21 protein-coding genes and 1 tRNA gene are annotated in these 23127 nt (G+C 52.9%); 9 read left to right on the top strand and 13 right to left on the bottom strand.

The features are described from left to right. Positions 1-218 precede the first annotated feature (218 nt). From AB1S50_RS15885 to rtcA, 3 genes are all read left to right on the top strand, one after another. The gene (locus AB1S50_RS15885) at positions 219-1451 is read left to right on the top strand and encodes an RtcB family protein (RefSeq protein WP_367151962.1); all 1233 of its coding nucleotides are present in this window, start codon (positions 219-221) and stop codon (positions 1449-1451) included. 805 nt (positions 1452-2256) lie between these two features. Beyond that, positions 2257-3417 carry a slipin family protein gene (locus AB1S50_RS15880; RefSeq protein ID WP_367151960.1) on the top strand — a complete coding sequence of 387 codons (1161 nt, stop codon included), beginning with the start codon at positions 2257-2259 and terminating at the stop codon, positions 3415-3417. Positions 3418-3466: 49 nt separating this feature from the next. After that, complete coding sequence (gene rtcA, locus AB1S50_RS15875) at positions 3467-4510, top strand: RNA 3'-terminal phosphate cyclase (RefSeq protein ID WP_367151958.1); 1044 nt, start codon at positions 3467-3469, stop codon at positions 4508-4510. Between the two features lie 81 nt (positions 4511-4591). Here rtcA and bla read toward each other — a convergent pair whose 3' ends face one another. From bla to AB1S50_RS15850, 5 genes are all read right to left on the bottom strand, one after another. Next, positions 4592-5485, bottom strand: coding sequence for a subclass B3 metallo-beta-lactamase (gene bla, locus AB1S50_RS15870; RefSeq protein ID WP_367151956.1), 894 nt, complete (start codon positions 5483-5485; stop codon positions 4592-4594). 64 nt (positions 5486-5549) lie between these two features. Continuing rightward, the gene (locus tag AB1S50_RS15865; RefSeq protein ID WP_367151954.1) at positions 5550-6116 is read right to left on the bottom strand and encodes a GNAT family N-acetyltransferase; all 567 of its coding nucleotides are present in this window, start codon (positions 6114-6116) and stop codon (positions 5550-5552) included. Positions 6117-6262: 146 nt separating this feature from the next. Next, entirely contained in the window at positions 6263-6853 is a 591-nt protein-coding gene (locus tag AB1S50_RS15860; RefSeq protein WP_367151953.1) for a GNAT family N-acetyltransferase, read from the bottom strand. After that, positions 6804-7262 carry a YaiI/YqxD family protein gene (locus AB1S50_RS15855; protein WP_367151951.1) on the bottom strand — a complete coding sequence of 153 codons (459 nt, stop codon included), beginning with the start codon at positions 7260-7262 and terminating at the stop codon, positions 6804-6806. Before AB1S50_RS15855 ends, AB1S50_RS15860 begins: the two co-directional genes overlap by 50 nt. Further along, positions 7259-7483: a DUF3565 domain-containing protein gene (locus AB1S50_RS15850; RefSeq protein ID WP_367151950.1), complete on the bottom strand. Its 225-nt coding sequence runs from the start codon at positions 7481-7483 to the stop codon at positions 7259-7261. Before AB1S50_RS15850 ends, AB1S50_RS15855 begins: the two co-directional genes overlap by 4 nt. Before the next feature lie 148 nt (positions 7484-7631). Between AB1S50_RS15850 and rep the strand changes: the two genes are divergently transcribed. Then, positions 7632-9665, top strand: a complete 2034-nt coding sequence (gene rep, locus AB1S50_RS15845) for a DNA helicase Rep (protein WP_367151948.1) — start codon at positions 7632-7634, stop codon at positions 9663-9665. 162 nt (positions 9666-9827) lie between these two features. Here rep and AB1S50_RS15840 read toward each other — a convergent pair whose 3' ends face one another. After that, complete coding sequence (locus AB1S50_RS15840; protein ID WP_367151946.1) at positions 9828-10244, bottom strand: c-type cytochrome; 417 nt, start codon at positions 10242-10244, stop codon at positions 9828-9830. 434 nt (positions 10245-10678) lie between these two features. On the opposite strand from AB1S50_RS15840, the gene AB1S50_RS15835 reads away from it, so the two are divergent. Then, positions 10679-10755 (top strand) — tRNA-Arg (locus tag AB1S50_RS15835). A gap of 23 nt (positions 10756-10778) precedes the next feature. Here the strand turns inward: AB1S50_RS15835 and AB1S50_RS15830 are convergent. After that, the gene (locus AB1S50_RS15830) at positions 10779-10916 is read right to left on the bottom strand and encodes a hypothetical protein (RefSeq protein WP_367151944.1); all 138 of its coding nucleotides are present in this window, start codon (positions 10914-10916) and stop codon (positions 10779-10781) included. A gap of 103 nt (positions 10917-11019) precedes the next feature. Here AB1S50_RS15830 and AB1S50_RS15825 point away from each other — a divergent pair, with 103 nt between their 5' ends. From AB1S50_RS15825 to AB1S50_RS15815, 3 genes are all read left to right on the top strand, one after another. After that, on the top strand, positions 11020-11661 hold the full coding sequence (locus AB1S50_RS15825; protein WP_367151943.1) for an SRPBCC family protein: 642 nt from the start codon (positions 11020-11022) through the stop codon (positions 11659-11661). Positions 11662-11668: 7 nt separating this feature from the next. Further along, positions 11669-12007 (top strand): ArsR/SmtB family transcription factor, encoded by a 339-nt coding sequence (locus AB1S50_RS15820; protein ID WP_367151941.1) that lies wholly within the window; start codon positions 11669-11671, stop codon positions 12005-12007. A 287-nt stretch (positions 12008-12294) separates the two neighbouring features. Next, positions 12295-14310 (top strand): multicopper oxidase domain-containing protein, encoded by a 2016-nt coding sequence (locus tag AB1S50_RS15815; RefSeq protein WP_367151939.1) that lies wholly within the window; start codon positions 12295-12297, stop codon positions 14308-14310. Between the two features lie 342 nt (positions 14311-14652). Here the strand turns inward: AB1S50_RS15815 and AB1S50_RS15810 are convergent, their stop codons facing one another. After that, positions 14653-16200, bottom strand: a complete 1548-nt coding sequence (locus AB1S50_RS15810) for an alpha/beta fold hydrolase (protein ID WP_367151937.1) — start codon at positions 16198-16200, stop codon at positions 14653-14655. Positions 16201-16714: 514 nt separating this feature from the next. Here AB1S50_RS15810 and AB1S50_RS15805 point away from each other — a divergent pair. Then, positions 16715-17038 (top strand): hypothetical protein, encoded by a 324-nt coding sequence (locus AB1S50_RS15805; RefSeq protein ID WP_367151935.1) that lies wholly within the window; start codon positions 16715-16717, stop codon positions 17036-17038. A 54-nt stretch (positions 17039-17092) separates the two neighbouring features. On the opposite strand, the gene AB1S50_RS15800 is transcribed toward AB1S50_RS15805, so the two are convergent. The 5 genes from AB1S50_RS15800 to AB1S50_RS15780 all read right to left on the bottom strand — a co-directional run bounded on the left by AB1S50_RS15800 (position 17093) and on the right by AB1S50_RS15780 (position 22638). Then, a complete protein-coding gene (locus AB1S50_RS15800) occupies positions 17093-17683 on the bottom strand; it encodes an SEL1-like repeat protein (protein WP_367151934.1) in 591 nt (196 codons plus the stop codon). A gap of 181 nt (positions 17684-17864) precedes the next feature. After that, positions 17865-18746, bottom strand: a complete 882-nt coding sequence (locus AB1S50_RS15795; RefSeq protein WP_367151932.1) for a prohibitin family protein — start codon at positions 18744-18746, stop codon at positions 17865-17867. Positions 18747-19098: 352 nt separating this feature from the next. After that, positions 19099-20175, bottom strand: coding sequence for an alpha/beta hydrolase (locus tag AB1S50_RS15790; protein ID WP_367151931.1), 1077 nt, complete (start codon positions 20173-20175; stop codon positions 19099-19101). Positions 20176-20760: 585 nt separating this feature from the next. Further along, on the bottom strand, positions 20761-20928 hold the full coding sequence (locus AB1S50_RS15785; protein WP_367151929.1) for a hypothetical protein: 168 nt from the start codon (positions 20926-20928) through the stop codon (positions 20761-20763). 450 nt (positions 20929-21378) lie between these two features. Further along, entirely contained in the window at positions 21379-22638 is a 1260-nt protein-coding gene (locus AB1S50_RS15780; RefSeq protein WP_367151927.1) for an RHS repeat-associated core domain-containing protein, read from the bottom strand. Positions 22639-23127: the final 489 nt, after the last annotated feature.

The raw sequence follows: 23127 nt of genomic DNA, 5'->3' as shown, positions 1-23127 counted from the left end.
TATCCAGAATATAAGACATCTATCAAAAAAGATATATTCATAGGACTTATCACCTGTCTATAAATTGCTCTGCGTAATTTCTTATGAAAAAAATATCCATAAAAAACATATAGTTATGGTCAATCAGAAAATAACTGCGCAGGTTGGCATCCTTTTCGCTATATCAGTGACAAACCAAGCCTATGAACAAGCAGAGCATTATCAAAAGGAGAGACACCATGACGCCCATGTCGTATGAAGTCATGCAGGCGGGTGGGGTACCCATTAAGTCCTGGACTCTGGGTGTGCCCTTCGAGGAGGAGGCGAAGGCGCAGCTGTGCAACATCTCACGCATGCCGTTTATTCACAAATGGGTGGCGGCCATGCCTGACGTGCATCTGGGCAAGGGCGCCACTATCGGCAGCGTGGTACCGACCCTGGGTGCGGTGATCCCCGCCGCGGTGGGCGTGGATATCGGCTGCGGCATGATGGCGGTCCGCACCAGTCTCAGCGCGGCACAGCTGCCGGACAACCTGGCCGGGGTGCGCAGTGCGATTGAGCGCGCCGTGCCCCACGGCCGCAGCGCGGGCCTGCGGGGAAAAAGAGGGCGGGACAAGGGCGCCTGGGCCGATGTGCCGGAAGATGTGTCGGCTGGCTGGGCACCCCTGGCGGCCCGGTTTGAAGCGCTGAAGGAGCGGCATCCGGTGTTGAAAAATACCAACAACATCAACCATCTGGGCACGCTCGGCACCGGCAATCACTTTATCGAGATGTGCCTGGATGAGCACGGCAGTGTATGGCTGATGTTGCACAGCGGTTCCCGTGGCGTGGGCAACCGTATCGGCACCTACTTTATCGAACAGGCCAAGCGGGATATGGAGCGCTGGCATATTCAGCTGCCGGACAGAGACCTGGCGTATTTCCCCGAGGGCACAGAGCACTTCGACGAGTATGTGCAGGCTGTGGAGTGGGCGCAAAACTTCGCCCGCATCAACCGCGAAGTAATGATGGCACGGGTGATCGGCGCCGTGACCCAGGCATTGGGTATGCAGTTCGACGCGCGACAGGAAGCGGTGAATTGCCACCACAACTATGTGTCCCGCGAGCACCACTACGGCAAAGACGTACTGGTGACCCGCAAGGGCGCGGTGCGGGCGCGCGCCGGTGAAATGGGCATTATTCCCGGTAGCATGGGCGCAAGATCTTTTATTGTGCGCGGGCTGGGCAACGAAGAGAGCTTTTGTAGCTGTAGTCACGGTGCAGGGCGGGTCATGTCCCGCACCAAGGCAAAAAAACTGGTGTCACTGGAAGAACACCTCGCCGCCACCGCCGATGTGGAATGCCGCAAGGACGCCGGCGTGATCGACGAGACCCCTTCAGCCTACAAGCCCATCGAGAAAGTTATGGCGGCACAGAGGGACCTGGTGGAAATCGTTTACACCCTAAAGCAGGTGGTTTGCGTCAAGGGTTAATATGCCCCCACCTGTTGACACAGGGGCGTAGACAGCAGGAATAGGGGAGCGGGCAGTCACTAGCAGGTTGTTGAAAAAGGCATCCTGCCTGTTTCAAAACACGAAAAGCGAAAAATGTGATTTTCACTTTTCTCCCAAAATCAACGACTTAGGCGTCGCCGATTTTGCCGGAACATCCATATTCCGGTAGCAGGCGTCGAAATTCTTCGAATTTCAACAGCCTGCTAGGGTTACCGCTCCCACAACAGCGTTTGGGCGGTCTTGTTCAGTCAGCGGAACCGGCTCTGTATGCCGGCCCGGCACCACTGTCACTGACAGCGGGTGTACCGACGGGATAAGTCCTCAAACATCAACTTTGTAGCTCAGTTGGGTAGAGCAATCGACTTGGATCGATCTGTCGCAGGTTCAATTCCTGCCAAAGTACCGTCGTCTCAAAAACGACTCCCTGGTAAAGGCGAGAGCCTGGGGTTCGAATCCCCACAAGCTGAAATATCTTGTTGAAATCTAACCGGGGCCCGGATGCCGTTTTAAATATTGGAAATCCAACCTTCACAGGTTGGTGGCCCATATGAAGCGGCCCGCTGGCTACAGTGTCGCCTTTCGTGGGTTTGCACGATGCGACCTGGAAATACGTTTTAAGAGGGTGCTCTTGGGGCCAGGGATAGCAACTCCCGGACTCAGGACGAGTCGAGCGGGAGCCCCTCTAAAACCGCTGTTTCCAGGTTCCATCCTGTACAAACGATAGGCCACACTGTGGCCGGCCGAGCCCCACCCGAACATAGAATTAATAAAAAAGAACTCTGCTATGAAGTCTTTATTCAAACTCTGGAAAACCGTCGATGTGGCGGATCACGAGCGGGCACTGGTCTTTCGTCGCAACCGCTTCGAAAAAGTATTGCCCCCAGGGCGCAGCAGGATCCCACTGTTCGGCGGTCCTGTGCGGGTGCTGACCCACGATATCACCCAAGGTGCCTTCGATGAAGCCAAGGCAAAATTTCTGGTAAAAACCTATGGGGATCTCTTTGCTGATCACCTGCACTCCTACGAGCTGTCCGACCATCAAGTCGGGCTTTTTTACCGGGACAATCACCTGGTGGATATTTGGCCGCCCGGAAGTTTCCGCGCTATTTGGAAAGGCGGTGGCTCAGTGCGTGTGGACATAGTGGATATTACCCAGGACTACACGATCGACAAAAAACTGCTCGGCCTGCTCGGCCGGGGTTTAGCGATCGGCAAGATTCGCACGGCCGCCTACGCCATCAGCTATAGCGAAGTGCCCGATGAACATGTTGGTTTGCTCACGGTCAACGGCAAGCTGGAACAACTGCTCCAGCCGGGCTGCTATGGCTACTGGAAATACAATCGATCAGTGACCGTAAAATTACTGGATCTGCGGTTGCACACTATCGAGGTAAATGGCCAGGAAATCCTGACCAAGGACCGGGTCAGCCTGCGCATCAATTTGACCGGAACCTATAGAATCACCGATCCGCAAACGGTGTCTTTAAAGCTCAATGACAGCAAGGCGTTTATCTATCGGGAGTTACAGTTGCATTTACGCGAAACGGTCGGCACTCAGACCCTGGACAGCTTACTTGCGGACAAGGATCATCTGAACATTGCCATCGCTACGGGTATCCGCGACAAACTGGCGCAATACGGTATCGAGGCTGTCAGTGTTGGGGTGAAGGACATCATCCTGCCCGGTGATATGAAGCTGATCCTGAATCAGGTGGTGGAGGCACAAAAGGAATCGGAGGCCAACCTTATCAAACGCCGGGAGGAAACCCAGGCTATGCGCGCCCTGCACAACACAGCCAAGATGATGGACAACAACCCGGTGCTCTTGCGCTTGAAGGAACTGGAGGCATTGGAGCGGGTCAGTGCGCGTATCGACAAGATTTCCGTATACGGCGGGCTCGATAGTGTGCTGAACAACCTGGTTAACCTGCGTCCCGGTAAATGAGTTACGCAGGATGTCGGAAATTTGTGTATTTGTACAAGGGAATTGACCCATGTTTGAAATAGATGGCGCCCGGGGCGAGGGTGGCGGGCAGGTCCTGCGGACCGCCCTGACCCTGTCCCTATGCCAGGGGGAGCCGGTAAGGATAAAAAACATTCGTGCCGGCCGGCAAAAACCCGGGCTATTGCGCCAGCACCTGGCCTGCCTGAGGGCTGCCAAGGCCATCAGTCACGCCCAAGTCAGCGGCGAGCAGTTGGGCTCTCGCGAGGTGGTTTTTATGCCGGGCAAGGTCGAGTCGGGCAAATACCATTTTGCGGTGGGTTCCGCCGGCAGCACCAGCCTGGTATTGCAGACAGTGCTGCTGCCGTTGCTCTATGCCGATGGTGTGAGCGAGATTCACATCGAAGGCGGCACGCACAATAAAAAAGCCCCCAGCTTCGATTTTATCGCCCGCGCCTATCTACCGCTGCTGGCGCGTATGGGTGCCAAGGTCACCGTGGAGTTGCACAAGTATGGCTTCTACCCAGCTGGTGGCGGTGCCATGTGTGCGCATATCCAGCCCCTGCCCCAGCTGTCTTCACTCGATTTGAGTGAGCGCGGCGCCTTGGTGGATTTTGCAGCCGTCGCCACCAGCGCCAACATTCCCGGCCATATTGCCCAACGGGAACTCGCCCAGGTGCGGAAGAAATGCGACTGGTCACCGGAGCGTCTGCACCAGCAGTCTGTTCCCTCTGTAGGCCCCGGCAATGTTCTTTCCCTGAGGCTGCATTGGGAACAGGTGAGCGAAGTCTTCGATGCCATGGCCGAACTGGGTGTAACCGCGGAAAATGTGACCCGAAGGGCCATCGGGCAGATGCAGCGCTACCTCCATGCGGGGGTTCCGGTGGGTGAGCACCTCGCTGACCAGCTGTTACTGCCGATGGCCCTGGGCTCCGGTGGCTGTTTTCGAACTCTGAAGCCCAGCCAGCACCTACTCACCAATATCCAGGTGATCCGGGACATATTGGGAACAGACATACAATTGCATCAACAGAGTGACGATGATTGGCAGGTGATTGTCGAAGGTACTAATCGGAAGTTGGCAACAGGCTGCTAATCACAGAATAATGCCGCTGGATTATCAGATTAGCAGGACCGCATCCCCTCTCCCGGAATTCTATTACCCCCGCCCGCCAGTTCAGGGCCCGGCGTGCCCCCTAGCACTTTGCGTTACCTTTTGCGCAGAGATTTGCCGTTCAAGTTTTTTCTGCGCCCGATCCGCATAGGCGCGACAGTCGGTAGGCTTTTCCTGCACCGCCCGGGCCCTATAGTGCCAACCGCTCGCGCCGGCATGGGGGGTGATCAGCAGATCGCAGGGCAGCTGGCCCACCCGCTCAAAGCTCAGGCCGTAATCCTGCACAATATCCGGATAGCGGGGATTATCAACCAATTGGTAATCCGGAGCGCTGAGGCTGTCCACATAAGCGATATTCGTGGTTTTGCCATCCACCTTATCCTGCCAGGTCCAGGCCATGCTCCCGGGCGTGTGGCCGGGAATGAAGTGTACCTGCAGCCTGAGTTTTCCCAGCGTCACCAGTTCCCCATGGTGTAGGATGCGGTCCGCCTGTACGGGGGGATACAACAAGCTGTCGCCGAAGTGAATATCATCGGCACCGCCGCTGGCCAGCAAGATCGCGGACTCCGCATTTGTCACCACCTGGGCGCCGGTCGCGCGCTGTAAAGCCGCGAGCGAGCCGACGTGGTCCGCATGGGCATGGCTGTGCAGAATTAGTTTCAGGTCTGAAGGCTGTAATCCCAACGCTTTGAGATTCCCGAGCAGGTGATCCGCGGTCTGCACCATGCCCCCGTCGATCAGGATGGCCCCCGCAGGGTCTTTGAGCAACAGAGACGTAATAGCTTCCGTACCAATCTGCCAGGTATTGTCCCCTATCTTTAGCGGCGGCACCGGCTGCAGCCAGGACTCGGGCACCTGGTAGGCTTCCAACTGTGGCAAGGGGCTCGGCTCTTCCGCGCCAGCCAGTCCGGAAATTGTTCCAAGCAGGGCTATACCAGGGAGAAATTTAATAGGCATTGAAATGTCTCGTTTTGATTTTCCAATTTCCACCGCGGCACAACCCGATACAGCGGCCAGATTATTATGCAGGGTTAACCCTGTGCCATTGATCTGCACACAGCCGGTACAAACAATGACGCAGTAAAGGGCTTTCACCCGGCACCTGCGGATGTTCGAACACTTGGGGATCGCGCTGCATACCAAGCCGCTCCATTACCCGCATGGAGCGGATATTTTGCAGCGCCGTGAAGGACACCACCTCACGAAGCTGCAACACCGCAAAAGCCACCTCCAGAGAGGCCCGTGCGGCTTCCACGGCGTAACCCTTTCCCCAATAGGGGTGGGCAAGTCGCCAGCCAATCTCTACGGCCGGGGCGAACGGCAGCGCATCGCTTACATTTTTAATACCCACAAAGCCGAGAAATTCGCCGATCTCTCTAAGCTCTAGTGCCCAGAAGCCCCAGCCATACTTTTCAATATGGCTGCGGCCGCGGTCGACACTTGCATCGCTTTCTTTTCGTGTAAGAGGTGCGGGGAAAAACTCCATTACCCGGGGATCCGCATTCATCGCAGCGAAAGCGGGCTTGTCCTCCGCGCGCCACTGGCGCAACTGCAGGCGTTCGGTGATTGGTTCTATTAAAGCAGTCATTGGATACTATTAACCTGGCAATCCAGTGGATAGCCACTCATCCAATGGATTGACGTCTTTAAAAATCTGCCCAATTACGCGGAATCGCTGGCTTTTCGAGAATTCGCGACGGCCTTCATCCGACAGTGGTACATCCTTGCACGGTATTAACCCACCAACTTGTAGCGTTGCCCGGTTAACAGTTTTTCGTTATTGCATAAAGCTTCAACCGGAGCCACCATAAAATCACACAGATGGGGCCGCTCGCTCTGTTCGCGACAGGCGGTTTCCACAAAGCCCAGTTTTTCGTAGAGCCCCCTCGCAGGCAAATTGGCGCGCAGCACAAACAGAGAGCACTCCGTGGTATTCAGGGCCCGGCTGCCGGTTTGCGCGAGCAGGGTTATCAGAATTTTTCCCAGCCCGGCTCCGCGGTGATTCGGGGCGACTATCAGGCGCCCCAGATGGCAGCGACCCCGACGCTCGTAATACTGCCCGAAAGCCAGCATTTCATCCCCGGAATTGTTTATCACATAACCCTGCAACTCCCGCCAGTAACAATCCTCTAAAAAAGACGCCCTGTCGAAAGGGTAGCGAAAATTCGGACCGCCCCACTGCAGGCACTGCTGCCGGTTCGGCAGCCAGGACATCAGGGTTGTGATCTGCCCTTCCCCCATCGGCTCCAGCTTGATGCCCGCCACCGCCTGTCCCTCAGGTCCGTTGGCAGCGCTTTGCCAGCCACCTGTCCAGCTGATCGGCAAAGGCCTTGCGGTCCGCCTGGCTGAGTGCCGGCGGGCCACCGGTATGCACACCGCTGGAACGCAGTGTATCCATAAAGTCGCGCATATTCAGGCGCGCGCGGATATTGGCCTTGGTGTAGCGCTCACCGCGGGGATTCAGGGCCTCGGCCCCCTTGTCGATCACTTCCGCCGCCAGGGGGATATCGCTGGTAATCACCAGGTCCCCCGGGTCGCAGCGCTGCACGATTTCGTTATCGGCCACATCGAAACCCGCGGTTACCTGCAGCGAGCGGATATAGCGGGACCGGGGCACCCGCACCGCCTGGTTGGCGACCAGCGTCAGTTCAGTGGCGGTGCGCTCGGCGGCGCGGAACAGGATTTCCTTGATAGCCACCGGGCAGGCATCGGCATCGACCCAGAGTTTTGTCATGGTTGTACAGCCTTTTCGAGTCTGTCCGGCGGCGCACCCTCATCGCACTTGCCGCAACTGAGCCGATGGCCCAGCATGGACTTTCGACCCGCCTCGGTGATGACCCAGGTCCGGCAGGTCCAGGGCGGATCGTGGCGCACATGCTGGAAGTGGCCGCAGGCCAGTTCGGCCACCCAGTGGTGCTCCTGGTCCAGATGATAACCGGTGATGGGTTGCTGCATGGGGATAACCGGAAAAGATGCGCAGTTATAGCCAATCCTAAGCGCAAAGTATACGCCTGGCCATGGCTTCCCACCGGTGCTGGGAGTATCCGAGCCAAGGCTGATAGAATCCCCCGCTTTCCCGCCATGCGAAGATGCAGTCCCGAACATGACCCAGCTCAACCCCCGCCAGTCTGAGGCGGTGAAATATGTGGACGGCCCCTGTCTGGTACTGGCCGGCGCAGGCTCCGGCAAGACCAGCGTGATCACCCGCAAGATTGCCTACCTGATTGAGCAGTGCGGCTACGCCGCGCGCAATATCGCCGCCCTCACCTTCACCAACAAGGCCGCGCGGGAGATGAAGGAGCGGGTTGGCAGGCTGCTGGCGGGACCGGGCGGCAAGCGTTCGAGGGCGAGCCACGGACTGACCGTGTCCACCTTTCACAATCTGGGGCTGAATATCCTCCGCAAAGAGCACCGCGCCGCCGGCTTCAAGCCCGGCTTCTCTATTTTCGATGCCGAGGATGCCCGCGCCCTGATCAAGGAATTGATGCTGCGGGACGGCGAGTTGGACACAGATCTGCTGGACCGGGTGCAGCACCAGATCTCCAACTGGAAGAACGACCTGCTCACCCCGCGTCTCGCCCTGGAGCAGGCCCAGAGCCCCGGTGAGCAGAGTATCGCCATCGCCTACCACCGCTACTGCGAGGCTCTCAAGGCCTACAATGCGGTGGACTTTGACGATCTGATTCTGCTGCCGGTGCAGCTGTTCGAAAGCGACCCGGAACTGCTGCAACGCTGGCGCAAGAAGATTCGCTATCTGCTGGTAGACGAATACCAGGACACCAACAATTCCCAGTACCTGCTGGTAAAACTCCTGGTGGGGGGCCGTGGCGGTCTCACAGTGGTAGGGGACGACGACCAGTCCATCTACGCCTGGCGCGGCGCGCGACCGGAGAATATGAGCGGCCTCAAGACCGATTTCCCCAACCTGCGCCTGATCAAGCTGGAGCAAAACTACCGCTCCACCAGCCGTATCCTCAAGGTGGCCAACCACCTGATCGCCCACAACCCCCACGAGTTCGACAAGGCATTGTGGTCCGATCGCGGCCTGGGGGAGGAGATCCGCATCCTCAAAGTGGCCAACGAAAACGAGGAGGCGGAACGTATCGCCAACGAGATCTACCTGCAAAAGAGCCGCCGCGGCTGCAAATTCATGGATTTCGCCGTGCTCTACCGAGGCAATCACCAGGCGCGCCTGGTGGAATTGAAGCTGCAGGAACACCAGATCCCCTACCAGATGTCCGGCGGTACCTCATTTTTCGCCCGCGCCGAGATCAAGGATGTCATGGCCTATCTGCGCCTGCTGGTCAATCCCGACGATGACAATGCCTTCCTGCGTATTATCAACACCCCTCGCCGCCAGATAGGCACCAGCACCCTGGAAGCCCTGGGGCACTACGCCAAGGGCCGGGAAATCTCCATGTTCGCCGCCTGCTCCGAGGTGGGCTTCAAAGAGCATATCAACGAGCAATGCTATGAGCGCCTCAACCGCTTCGCCCATTGGCTCCAGAGTGTACAACGCAACTGCCGCGAGTCCAGCGCCGACAGTGCCCTGCGGGAGATGCTGGACGATATCGACTACCCGGGCTGGCTGGCCCAGAACGCCAGCAGCGAGAAGGTGGTGGAAAAGCGTATGGAGAATGTCTACTGGCTGCTGGAAAGCCTCAACAAGACCATGCAGGGTTCCGACGACGAGCTGGAGCAGGATCTGCGCCTGGAGCAGGCCATCGCCAAACTGATCCTGCGGGATATGCTCGACCGCCAGGAGGAAGAGGAGGCCATCGACAAAGTCAGCCTGATGACCCTGCATGCCGCCAAGGGTCTCGAATTCCCCCATGTGTTTATGATCGGCATGGAGGAAAACCTGCTGCCCCATCGCAACAGCATCGATGACGACAATATTGAAGAAGAGCGCCGCCTCGCCTATGTGGGTATCACCCGCGCCCAGCGCACCCTCACCATGACCCTGGCCGGCCGGCGCAAACAGTTCGGGGAGACCCAGGACACCACGCCCAGCCGCTTTCTGGATGAACTGCCGGAGGAGGATGTGGTATTGGAGGGATTCGGCAAGACCACCCCGGAGCAGAACCAGGCCAAGGGGGAGGAAACCCTGGGGTCCCTACTCAGCATGTTTGACTGATCGGTAGGAAAGCCCATCAGTACAGGTTACCCCCTGGAGAACCAGGGAGTGAAAACCGACGGCGGGCGCAGCAGTAGACCCCCGTCCTAAAAAGCAAAAAGCCGCTCCAGGAGCGGCTTTGCAAACAGTATCAGGCACCGATTGGGTCGCTGGACCCCTGGCTCACTGGCTGTTATTTACCATATAGTCCACGGCGACCTTAATCTCTTCGTCGCTGCAATCCATGCACAGGCCCTTGGCCGGCATAGCCCCGATGCCGTTGATGGCATTGGTGTACAGGGTTTCCAGGCCCTTGTCGATATGCTTCTGCCAGGATGCGGCGTCGCCAAACTTCGGCGCCCCCGCGACGCCCGCCGCATGGCAGGTGTGGCAGGCGCTGTCGTATATCTCCTGACCACTGCGGCTACCGCCACCGGCAGTGGCAGCCGCGGCCGGTGCCGCCGCGGCGCACTCGTCGCCCTGCATACAGGTCTCGCCCACCGGCGCGATACGCTCGGCGATCTGTTCATCCACCGACTGCGCTGTGGCTGCGGCAGAACCGACGGCCAGCGCCACTACAAAACTCAAAACCGCTTTCATTCCGAATCCTCCTAACAACTGCCGGCGCCGCCTCTGGACCTCCGCTAGCAACACCTTCCAAATGGGCCGCATACTTATACGACTACTGTTGATACCAGCGGCACGGGAACTGCCGTGGCCGGCTGGCGCTAGCCCTTGAAGCACCAATGGTTCCGGCGGCCGGCCCGCTATTACACAGGCGGCGATCAGCCTGATCGCCTCAAAGTCGCCCCATTGATGGTGGCGCATTATAGTCTTTGCGCGACCCGCTGCGAAAGGCGCCAGCCGGGTAAATACCAAATCTCTGCTTTGCCGCACTCGGGCCCTTCTGTATAATCCGCCGGCGCGCTCGCCAGAGGCGGTGCAGCGCTGTTAGGTTAAGGGAGCGACTGTCTCCGCCAGAGTCTCCCGACCGGTGGTAAAAGGGGCAGCGGCCCCGCAGCTTTCAATCTTACCCACCCGTAGCTCAGCTGGATAGAGCGCTGCCCTCCGGAGGCAGAGGTCAGAGGTTCGAATCCTCTCGGGTGGGCCATTCCGCGGACCCGCCTTCCCATTTCAGACCTGCTGTTTTTCAGCGGCTATTGTGGGCGCGGGAATCTCCACACGTTTCATGATTTCGACGGAGTCGCGCAGGAATGCTGCCTGCCTTTCAATCGACTGCAACGCAGTGGGCGGCCTCTGTGGCCTGACCATAGGGCATTCTCGTTCGATCAAATCCACGGAGGCCTTGACTTGAACTCCTTTGCACCTTGATATAAGTTTGTGCTTATATTCGTATAGAGTTATGGGGGCAGGCATGAACTTTGATATCGAGCATCATCTCGGGTGCGTTGAGCGCTCGGTCTCCGATCTGCAGAAAGAAGGAAAGCCTGCGCGCGCGGTTACACTTTCGCGCAGTTATGACACCGATATCGACGATCTTTGGGATGCATTGACGTCGGCGGAACGCATTCCCCGCTGGCTCCTGCCCATTGAGGGCGATCTGCGGTTAGGCGGCCGGTACCAGTTCAAAGGCAATGCCGGGGGCGAGATCACCGAATGTGAACCGCCTGAGTATCTCTCGGTGACCTGGATATGGCAGGGAAATGTCAGTTGGGTCCAGGTCCAATTGGCGACCGAAAGCGACAACCGGACCCGCCTGACCCTGACCCATACAGCCATTGTCGATCCGTTCTGGGATCAGTATGGACCCGGGGCAACCGGCATTGGCTGGGAACTCGGCCTCGCCGGCCTCGCTCTGCACCTGACCGACCCCAAAACACCCAAAATCGACGAGGAAGTGTTTGCGCAGTCCCCCGAAGGCAAGGCGTTCATGCAACGCAGTGCGTCGGCCTGGGGCGAGGCGGATATTGCACGCGGCGAAGACCCGGCCCAGGCAGAGGCTGCATCAAAGCGGACTGCGGGCTTCTACACCGGCGAAACCTCGCAACAGGACTAGACCACATATGCACGCCCTCGACATTCTCGGCGACCCGGTTCGGCGCAGAATTATGGAGCTTCTGGCCGAAAATACACATTCATCCGGCCAAGTCGTTGAAGTCATCCACGCCGAGTTCGGCATCACACAAGCGGCGGTTTCGCAGCATTTGCGCGTATTGCGGGAAAACGGGTTTGCCAGTGTGCGGCCTGAAGGCGCCAAGCGCATCTATGCCGTGGAGACGGGGCCATTGCGGCAGATAGACCAGTGGCTCGACCGCTTCCGCAGCCATTGGGAGCCCAAGCTGGACGCCCTGGCCACCGAGGTCGCGCGCGGCAAACGCAAGCGGAGACTTCCGAAAGAATAAGATCCAGTGCCACCGCCTCAGCTTAACCACTGCTAGCAGGTTGTTGAAAAAGCCCTCCCTGGCTTTCCTCAACCCGGGTTTGCGGCGCATGTCCGCAAACCCTCCACGACAAATCAAGCAGTTACATGCTTGATTTGCGCCCCACTGACCCAGCAACCGGGCCGGCAGTCCCGATAGTCTATAAAAAGTATGTAGTTACCAACTGATTGCGGGATATGAAAGCTCTGCCGCTGGCGATAATTTGGTTTTTGTCGATATTAGCGTCACCACAGGTAGTAGCAGAGCGTGTGGAATACACTCTGGTGGTGGATCGTCAGCTCAGAAACATCACCGGAAACCCAGTGCAGGCCATCACCATCAACGGCCAGCTACCGGGGCCGACACTGGAGTTTGTCGAAGGCGATTACGCGGTCATGCATGTGGTCAATCGCATGCCCAAGCCCATCACCATCCACTGGCACGGCCTACTGGTGCCCAACAATATGGACGGTGTGCCCTACGTCAACAATGCCCCCATAATGCCCGGCCACTCCTTCACCTACGAGTTTCCCATCCGGCAGGCCGGCACCTACTGGTATCACTCGCATTTTGGTTTACAGGAGCAGTATGGCCTCAGCGGCCCCATCATTATCCACCCCAGGCAGCCGTCCCCGGACGCACCCGCGGATCAAATCATCATGCTGTCCGACTGGAATGATGAACGCCCCGAAGAAACCATGAGAAAACTCAAGCGCGGCAACGAAGGCTTTGCCATCCGCACCGGAAATGCACAGACCCTGACAGGAGCCATAGAGGCCGGCACCATGGGCAGCGTCTTCAGGCGCAACCTTTATTCCCTGATAAACGCCGAGGTCTCCGATATCGCCTACGATGCGGTCATCACCAATGGCGCAACAGAGTGGTACCTGGATCAACCGGCGGGCCGCAAAGTGCGCTTGAGGGTTATCAACGGCAGCGCCTCCTCCTATTTCTACCTGAATTACGCCGGCGGCCCGATGGAAGTGATCGCCGCAGATGGCCAGGACCTGGAGCCGGTCAAACTGGATCGCCTTTTGATTGCCGTGGCGGAGACCTACGACATACTGGTCACGGTGCCCCACGGCAGGAGTCTGGAATTTCGCGCCACCAACTTCGATGGCTCCAACCACACCTCCAGCTGGATAGGGCACGGCACCAAAGTCCCTGCACCGGATATCGAAAGGCCCAATATCTACAGGTACGCCGCCAGAATGAGTGATCAGATGATCAAAGGCATCAAAATGCGGCGCAGGCACCCGCAGGGGATGCACATGCCGGATGCCGACACCATCACCACCATAGAGGGTCCGGTATTCACCGGCGGCAATGTGGAACAGCGCCCACCGGCCCCCTACCAGCAGCTGCGCTCGCCCGTCTCCACCGCCCTGCCCGCGCATGCCCCCACCCGCGTGGTAAAGCTGACCCTGACCGGCGACATGAAACGCTATGTCTGGTCCATGAACGGCAAGACCCTCAACCAGGATGCCTATATCCGCATCAGAAAGGGGGAAAATGTCCGCTTTGTAATGATCAACAAAACCATGATGCGGCACCCTATGCACCTGCACGGGCATTTTTTCCGGGTGGTCAACGGCCAGGGGGATTATTCACCGCTAAAACACACGGTGGACGTGGCACCCATGAGTACCACCATGATCGAATTCGCCGCCAATGAAGAGAAAGACTGGTTTTTCCACTGCCACATACTCTATCACCTGGAATCCGGGATGGCGCGCATCGTGCATTACGAGGGAACCCAGGTGTCGCCGGAGATTCAGGCAATCCGCTACAAGGCACTGCAGGACCTATGGTATGCCTGGGCCGATATCAGCCTGCAAACCAATATGAATACCGGCACAGTTCTAACGCGCAACAATCGCAACGACCTGGCCCTCACCTGGGAGAGCGATTGGAACGACGATTATCAGGCAACACTAGGCTACTATCGCTACCACAACCGTTTCTTCTCCGGTTTTGTCGGGGTAAATACCGATAGCGGGCTGGCACCGGACCGCACTCGCGCCGTGGCGGGCTTTTACTACCTGTTGCCCTTCAAAATAAACAGCCTGCTCTGGGCGGATGACCGCGGCAACGGCCGCATCACCCTCGACCGGGAAGTGATGATCACCGACAGATTTTTCGCCGGCTTCGAGTACGAATATGATTCCTTCTCCAAATCCGAGTATGTGATTGAATTCAATTACTGGTACTCGGATTTCCTGTCCTTTACCGCCAGCTATCACAATGAATATAAAGGCGGTGTCGGCGTCTCACTGCGCTTTTAACAGCCACCTGTTCTAGCAGGCTGTTGAAATTCTAAGAATTTCGGCGCCTGCTACCGGAATATGGATGTTCCGGCAAAATCGGCGACGCCTAAGTCGTTGATTTTGAGAGAAAAGTGAAAATCACATTTTTCGCTTTTCGTGTTTTGAAAAAGGTAGGATGCCTTTTTCAACAACCTGCTAGGGTCTGTTGAAATTTGAAGAATTTCATTAGCCTGCTACCGGAATATGGATGTTCCGGCAAAATCGGCGACGCCTAAGTCGTTGATTTTGAGAGAAAAGTGAAAATCACATTTTTCGCTTTTCGTGTTTTGAAACAGGCAGTATGCCTTTCTCAACAACCTGCTAGAGATGCGGCACCGTCAGGCTCGAGGACTTGCTGTTGCTGTAAGGCACCCGGACAGTGTAATTGGTATCTGCCGGCTTCTGGTACAACAGGCCCTCCGTATCGATCGCCAGAACCAGCCAGTGGCCGAAGGGCACATCGTAACTGGTGGTAAACAGCTCCACGTCGATTTTTTGTGCCCTGTAGGGCTCACCGTGCACCGTGACCGGCGCATGGGTAATCAGGCGGCCCAGGCCCAGGGGGCCCACATCGTAGAGATGGATATTCAACTGCGCCTCCGCCTTGGTGGGCTCAACCCACATTTCCAGTCTGGGCGCCCCGCGAATCTTCAGGGTCTGCCACTGATAGGGGGATTCGTAGTCGATCGCATAGTAGCCATTGATGGCTAGCATCGGGGTGTAAACCGGAATGCCGAATCCCTCCAGGGCATCGGACAGCAGCGGAATGCCGGTACCGGCAAAGGTGTCCCAACCGCCGTTAAAGGAGTTGGTCCAGCCCCAGCCCCAGTAAGGGCTGCCTTTGAGGCTGCCGCTATCGAACAGGGTCAGGCGCGGGCGCAGATACCAGGTGGTGCTCTTCTCCGTGACCGGATAATCCTCGTAACGCTCCAGCTTATTGCTGATACGCACCGTCATATCCACCTTCGGTTCCCGGTCTATACCATTGTCCTCACCCTTCAAGTGGTGGTCGAACCAGCGAAAACTGGTGGACCAGATATGGCCGTCGTTGCCGGTCAGCACCTCAGTAACGGCGTGGGTACCCGGATTCAGCAACAGCTTTTTCGGACCTTCCAGCAGCGAATAAAAATCCGTCATGCTGTTGGGCTTAAACAGGTAATCGGCAAAGTTATTTGAAACCAGTACCGCGGTGCCATTCTGGTTTAATTCATCCAAATAAGTGAGCGCCGAACGCTCTGCCGCGAATGCCAATACCTGGGGCAGATTTTGACCACTGCGCAGAGAACCCCATATCTGATCTATCACCGGTTCCTTACGCAGGGCGGTATTGACCAGCAGGCTGCCCCACACCAGGTTCACCGTTTCATTTGGGTAGAGCGCCTCGATCACGTCCGCCCACCCGGATAGGGCCGCCACCGCATCCACCCGCGGATAGCGGGCCGCGCTCAACAGGGAGATACCTCCCCCATAGGAAATACCCGACAAACCCAACCTGCCCACCGGGTAACGGTCCTCCAGCCAGTTGATCAGGACCCCCACATCCGCAATGCTATTGTCGCCCGCCACATCGACCAGGCCGCCGGAAAAGCCAAAACCCCGGGTGGAGTAACTCAACACCAAATAGCCGTTTTGCGCCAATTCCTTCGCCTGAAAATAGTACTGGTTCTTCTCCAGGGCCCAGCTGTTGGTAAAAATCACTGTGGGGTAGCCGTCTGCTGGCGGGGGTGTTTCGGGAATAAACAGGCTGGCGTCCAGCAGGGTACCGTCAAATGAAGCGATATCCACATCGGCGATATACTGGGGGGCCGACCAGGCATGCGCTGACAGCAGGACGCCACAGAGTAGCGCCACTAGAGGTGTGTTTTTCATTTTATTCTCACCAATGTCTGTTGTTTATTATTTTTTGAACCGCTGTAACATTTCGGTCACAAAGCAGTATAGACGCTATCCCCACGCTGGTCATAGACCAAAAACAGTGACCTAATCTACCAATAGCCGATACATTGTTAACTCGGCACCCTATGCCACAGAAGTGATTAAAGAGACGAAAATCAGGAATAACGCTACTGACCTGTAACCTCCGCCGAGTGGCGTCTAATGCCAATCTTTGGCAGGATCGATAACTCCCAGCGCAGGCCGGAGCAACGGCTCAGGCAGTGGGAATCAAGGGAAGAGTGCAGCTATTATAATAGCGGTATAAAACCTAATGACCTATACAGTTGGCAATCCACACACTAAATACAGTGTATTCTTAACCTGGCGAGCCTCCGATCAACAAGCGATATCACCTAATCGCAGTGGTGTTCAAGGGCAACGATACAGGTAATTGGCAGCGTTGCTATTCTGCCAATAGTTTTTGCGCAAAACTTAGGCGGGGAAGGAGATGAAAGAAGTTGAATTCGAATATGGCCCAGTCTCAAGAGGCATGTTCCACGCCCTTATAGCCCTGACGATTCTCGTACCCTTTATATGGCTCGATAAATTTCTTTACTACCTTGGTTTCCTGTTTTTTTTAGGTTTTGGTTTACGGTCTTTTTTACGCGTTACCGGTTTGTATAGAATGTGGACAAGCCTGGAGTGCAAAATCAGCGATAAGTGGCACAAGGGTTTAGTGGAAAAAAGGCGCGAGGAAGTCGAGCGCAGAGTCAGGAATGACAAATACAGGCATATAAGAAGAAAAGATCCCAGATTGCCAAAAGATTGGTAGACAGTGGACATCAGAACTTTTATTTGCAGTAATTCACGTACTAGTTTATAAAGCTTACTTGTAATTAACAGCTTTTAATTTAGACAAATAACCTTTGATTTGGTTAAGAATAAAATCATTAGTCTGATCGATTGACTGATCTCCCTGATATAAAAATCGCGCCTTTTCACAATGTGGAATGGCTTTTGTGGGATTATAGGTACTCTGCTTTTCATCGCCATAAGCATGACAAAGGTGGTACTCAGCTTCTTCATGACCAAGTGCAACCGCTTTGGTCCAATATTCAATAGCCTCCTCTTGGTTTTTATCAACACCGTACCCAAAGAACACCAGGTACCCAAGATTATTAAAGGCGTTGACTTGAAGCTCAACGAAACCCTGTTCGACTTCAGTCAGTTCGGCAATCTCAGTCCAGTTTTGCGCTGCCTTGGCATATTCCTCATTGCGATACTGACATGTCCCCAGGTAATAATACTTTTCTATGAGAGGGGACCCCTGATTTAAACCAATATCCTTTAGCTCACAGGACTCTTCAGCATAGGCAAAGCTTGCCATTACAATCAAAATCAAGACGGTTGCTCTCACGTCAAAACCCCATTCAAATAGATAAATTAATACCTTGCTGTTAAATTTCCCGGAATCCAAACCCTCTCCTTGAAACTGCGACGATATAGTCTTTAGCCAACTGACAGTAATGGCAGAGAACCGGGCGAATGCCTGTACCTGACCTCACGATCGGCATCCACCCACTGCTGCACCACCAAGATTCTCCGCAATTAAGACTTTAGCTTTAGTCTTAAATCGAAAATTACCCTATATAAACCTCTCAATTTTCGTTTTTGGCGGTGCGCATATCCATAATCGGCATGGTACCCTGGCCGAATACAGTAGAAGGCAACTTGCCATCCCAGGTTTGCGCTTCCGTAAGTTTTACAATCAAAGGATTATTTTTAAGTGCCTTGGCCTTTGCTTCAATGGCCTCGGCTTCCGCCTTGCCTTTTAGCAGTATCGACTGTGCTTCCGCCTCCGCGACTTTTAAAATACCCTTGGCCTTGGCATCCGCGGTGTTCACCGCCCGCAGCGCTTCCAGACGCTGGCGCTCCAGTTTGTGTTCTTCCGCTGCCGCCAAATTCTTTTCAGTCTGCTTGATCTCAATAGAATTGATATATTTCTGCGGCAGTGAGATATTTTCAATTTGAATATTGTCTACAACCACCGGAAAGCCTTCCATTTCATCAGTCAATCTGCGCTCTATTCCCTGAATCGCCGATGCTCGGTCCTGAATTAGCTGCTCCGCCTCAAACTGGGGAATCGTATCCTTAGTGGCGGAACGAAAGCGCGGGTCGAGAATCCTCTGCTCAAACTGATTCAAGCCACCATATCTCTTAAATAAATCCAGCGCTGCCTCTTTATTCACCGTCCAGTTGACCGACACTTCCACGGTTACCGGCATCTGTTCTTTTGTGCTGGATGCCATCTTCTCAGCGTTTTTTCTGGTTCTTACCTCGATCATTTCCACGGTCTCGATAAAGGGAATCTTAAAATGCAGACCCGGGTTCTGCTGATCCTTGGCCTCCCCAAACCGCTTTACCACACCCACATGCCCCTCAATCACGATATAATAGGAATTGATAATTGCCATCAAGGCCAAAAGGACTACTACGACCTTAAAAATATTGGATGGGGTCAAAAGATTTTTGGCATTCATATTTATCTATTCACTCAGCTTGGTTATTTCTGACTTATACTGGTCGAAAGTTTTCTTCCAGCGATGACACATCCAGTCTCCCCAAAGGCTCTAAAGCTGAATGTTGATTTAAATGACAGTCTATGGTGATTTGATTGCTTAATCAATAGAGTTGCTGGACAGTATTTCAATTTAAACTAACGCCTTTGAACCCAACAAATCACCCTGCCTAAATAGACTTTTATCACTTTTTGGCGTGATGACAAATAGCCGTTATTCAAGGAGTGGCCCGCCGGGGTTTGTCTTTTAGTACCCGGCTCTCCCCTGTTGTTCGATTTAGCCCGACTCAGTCAATCTAACGCTTGATAGATCTCTACTTGTCGGCAAGCCATTGCGCTATGTACTGGTGGGCTCGATTACCAATTACCGCCATACTCGGGTGGTTCCGATCGGAAAATTTCATTACAGAAACAACATCAGATTCAAAAGGCGTAAAGCCACTGTAAGGCGCAACAGGATCGCTTTCTGAAGCCAGAATTAGTACTGACGTTTTGGAGCGCCGCAAAAATGGACCTATATCTGTTTCCTCGACCGTTAAGTCCGCCTTCTCAAGCGCAATACTGGCCGCATCCAAAATATCCTGAACACTTAAAAACAACGAGAGAAAAGGGTGATTGCTGTGCATATAACTCAATACTGCCTGATCAAAAGCAATCATTGGCGCCTGCAGAACTATGCCATTGATATCCTCCCGCATCGACGAAATATACATCGCGGAGACAGCCCCCATGGAATTCCCTACCAAATAGAGAGCTTTCCCCTGCTCAACCTCAATATTGATCAAATCATTGATAATATAGCTATCCCCTACTCCATAGGCTTTTTCACCGGGAGTCTCCCCATGCCCAAGCAAGTCGGGCAGGATTACATCAAAGCCCAGGAAACGGAAATAGAGTGCGGAACTTATCATGAATTCTTTGGAGATACGGAATCCGTGAATCAATACCACAGTGCCTCTCTCTTGTGGTGATTCCGCTCTCCGCTCCAGCGCCAATTGCACTTGGGAAACCGTCGATCCACCATCCAACTCAACATTATAACTGAGCTTTCTATTACGCAATGGTTGACCCAAAAAATAACTCATGCAGATGCCTGAAGGTGTTTGGCAATATTTTTGTTTGACAAACCCCAACGATTCTATGCGATCTACCTCTCCAATGTCTGCATAAGGATAGCTATCCGAGGTTGCCAAATAGTGTTCCATCATTGAAGAGCACCCAGGCAGGAAGGCTATAGAAATCAAACAACCCAAACTAATAACCGGACGGCGTAAACGGCTAATTACATTAACTAAAGAAATTTTGTCCAAATAAAAAATAATCAGAAATTTCTTCTTTACGAAAATCTTACAAAAGCAGATTAATTTTCGTACAATCTTAGATAATTTCATCTGAGGAAATTCTGCCGCCAAAAAATAAATTGGTTTTTAACCCTACGACATCTTCGGATATAGTTACTTTAAGAGTCATCTTGATGGCCAAATATTTTTTTACCAAAGTAGCCGAGAATTGCCAATGGAATGAGAAATTGAATAAACACCTGAATTCCTCTTCTTATATAATACCGGATACCTTCCCGTATCTCTTCCTTTGAAATTTCCGGAATGATAAATTCATGGTCTGACCAACCCACCTAAACACAGATACTAAACGTAATAAATAACAAAGCATATAATAATATCTGCCTGGCCATATCAGCATTCATTGCCCCATCCTTTTGCGTTAAAAATGAAAGTTTTAGTTATTTGGTTGCGAGATATATCGTAATCTAACACAGTTCAATCTACAGCCGCATTATTCAGCGCACAGTCAAATCCCAAGAAATGATATGATTAAATTTAAAAGGTTATTGTTACTTTTTATAGCCAAGTAAATTTCTTATACGACATACCCCATGAAATACAAAAGATTAGCTCTTTAGAAATAAATTGCTGATACCACCTTACAATGCTCCTTTGTAAAAATTTAAATATAGTTTACTGTAAAGTGAGAGCAGCATTTTCCTTGCTGAACAGATACTCCGCTTCAGAGATTTTTTGCATAACTTCAGCTTCAGAAAGAACCTCCTGCTCTCCCAACCACTTAAATTTTTCTATCTCTTTTTCCAACTCATTGTCTGTATTTACTTCCGCATACCATTGCAATAACTATGTTTTCCGTCTTATTAATATTTTGTTCATAATTTTATCCTAAAATTTATCCTGAATTACGAAAATATTTCGCCCTTTGGATTTAAAAATCGTGTATTTTATTTTTGCAAACCAGACCAGTTAAGGCACACAATACCAACAGCCAGCCAAAACTGTTGGCAACAAGAGAGTGGTTATTGTACATTGCAGAGACTAATTGATAGGAGCTGAATGAAAACCATAAAAATCCACGGTTTTACACCCTTTCAATCTGTAATGAATTTTTCTTGAATTTATCTCCATAATATAATTCCGTCTCGCCGCTGTCAGATTTTTCCTTATAAGAAAACACTAGGATTTCTTCTTTTAATCCAGATTTTTATCAAAACCTATAAATCCCTTTTTCTATAAGCAGAGATAGTCACAATCTATGGTCGAAGAGCTTACGCTCGATATCGCTCTTATTTAAAAGTCTACAATGCCATAGCGAGCAGATAAGGTTTCGATTAAATTTCTTCTTACAGAAATTTCCGGAAGTCTTGTACCCACAGCATTATATGATTGGGAGTTAAAATTAATCAAATATTCATTTAAACCAAACTTTGTTAGTGCAAAACCTCGACTTGTGCGATGCCGAAAACCACTGACACCTCTGAGATTAAGCTGACCAAACAACTGTTTATGAGATGCTATCCCTGCCTCCATATGCAGAATGGGTTCAATGCTCTTTTTACCTATTGTAAAAGCTCCTAGATCTGGTTCCATAACTACAAAGCCTCTTCCTAGGTGTCTTTCTGCGCTTATCCCAGGGAAATCTGCTAAGTATTCTGCTGACGCTAACGGCGCCAAGGCAACTTTCCTTGATTCAATATCAACAAGTCCAACAAAAGATCTCCCCATGGCTCCGTTTTCTAAATTAGCAATGGATTCTTGTGTTATCTTGTAGGGAGAGGAGGACTTCGCTCTTCTAGCTCCCTGTCCAATTCGTTTAGCTCCCTGTCCAACTCCAAATGTAATCAAGCCGATAGCCGCACCTATCCCTGCGTTAATACCAGCATCTTTAACGTTTGTGCCTGTGGCCGTACTTAATCCAAAATCTGCAGCACCCGAAACCACAGCATCCGCCACCGCTAAGCCCACCTGAACGCCTGTTTTAGCTCCAATAGCTGCAGCACCAAACCCGCCACTGATAAATCCGAGAGCTGCGCCGATAAAGACTTGTTTGAAATCAAATTCGTCACCCGTAGCTGCCGACCTAATTCCTTCCGCTACAGCGGAGACTGCTGCTCCAACCAGCGCGCCTATAATGGCACCAATGAGCAAACTGAAAAACGCAAAATGCCCACTGGGGTCACTTAAGTTGATGGGATCACCTAATGCATAGGCATAACTATTTACGCCACCTCTACCAAAAGGACTCATCGAATCTGCGGCATGGAACTGCATTAATCCCGGGTTATATACCCGATAGCCGTTACCCAAATGGTACAATCCACTCACAGGGTCCTGGCGATGGCCATTATATCCCATTGAATTTGTCGACAAACGGCTGAATCCACTTTGCTCTGTAGCGATCGCAGGCCGTGAGCCGGCAATACCAAGCGAGGCAAGGCCCGTCGTCGCTGCCGCAATACTGGATTGCTTTAAAAAGGCACGTCTTGATTTGTTAACTTCTGCTTTACCTGCGGTATTGAACGGAATAAATGAATCATTACAGTTATTCATGCTTTGTCCTTACTCTTAGCTATTCAACAATATTCACCCCATAAAAAACAACCTTTGAAATGCGACTTCTGGCGCTCCATTAAAAAAACATGTACTTATACAAAGAAAACTTTAAATCTCTCATTTTAATTTGTAACCTATGCTTACGCATTTTCTCCAACTCTATTAACACCTTGATCAATCCATGCTGAAAAGTTCAAGTAGAGCTGCCTTAGCCTGGATTCGGTATATCTCGACTGAACGAGGATTCAGCATTACCAAGAAATATACGAGCGCCTAAAAACTGATTACAAATATGATTTCTTCGTAAAGTTGCGTAATAAAATTTTTGACTAATAATTAAGCTTTAGCAGGCTGTTGAAAAATCAGGGAATTCTTCAACAGCGCCACTTTCAGTTTTCAAAAATAGGATAAAACAAAGATATCCTATCGGTTTTGATGTTGGATTCTCGGTATCTTTGGGCCATTTCCGCCTCATCAGGCGGACCC

It is taken from the genome of Microbulbifer discodermiae (assembly GCF_040742695.1).
In the GTDB taxonomy this organism is placed as follows: Bacteria; Pseudomonadota; Gammaproteobacteria; order Pseudomonadales; family Cellvibrionaceae; genus Microbulbifer.
Note: the sequence above shows the minus strand (reverse complement) of the source record. Positions and strands in the feature narration are given on the sequence as shown.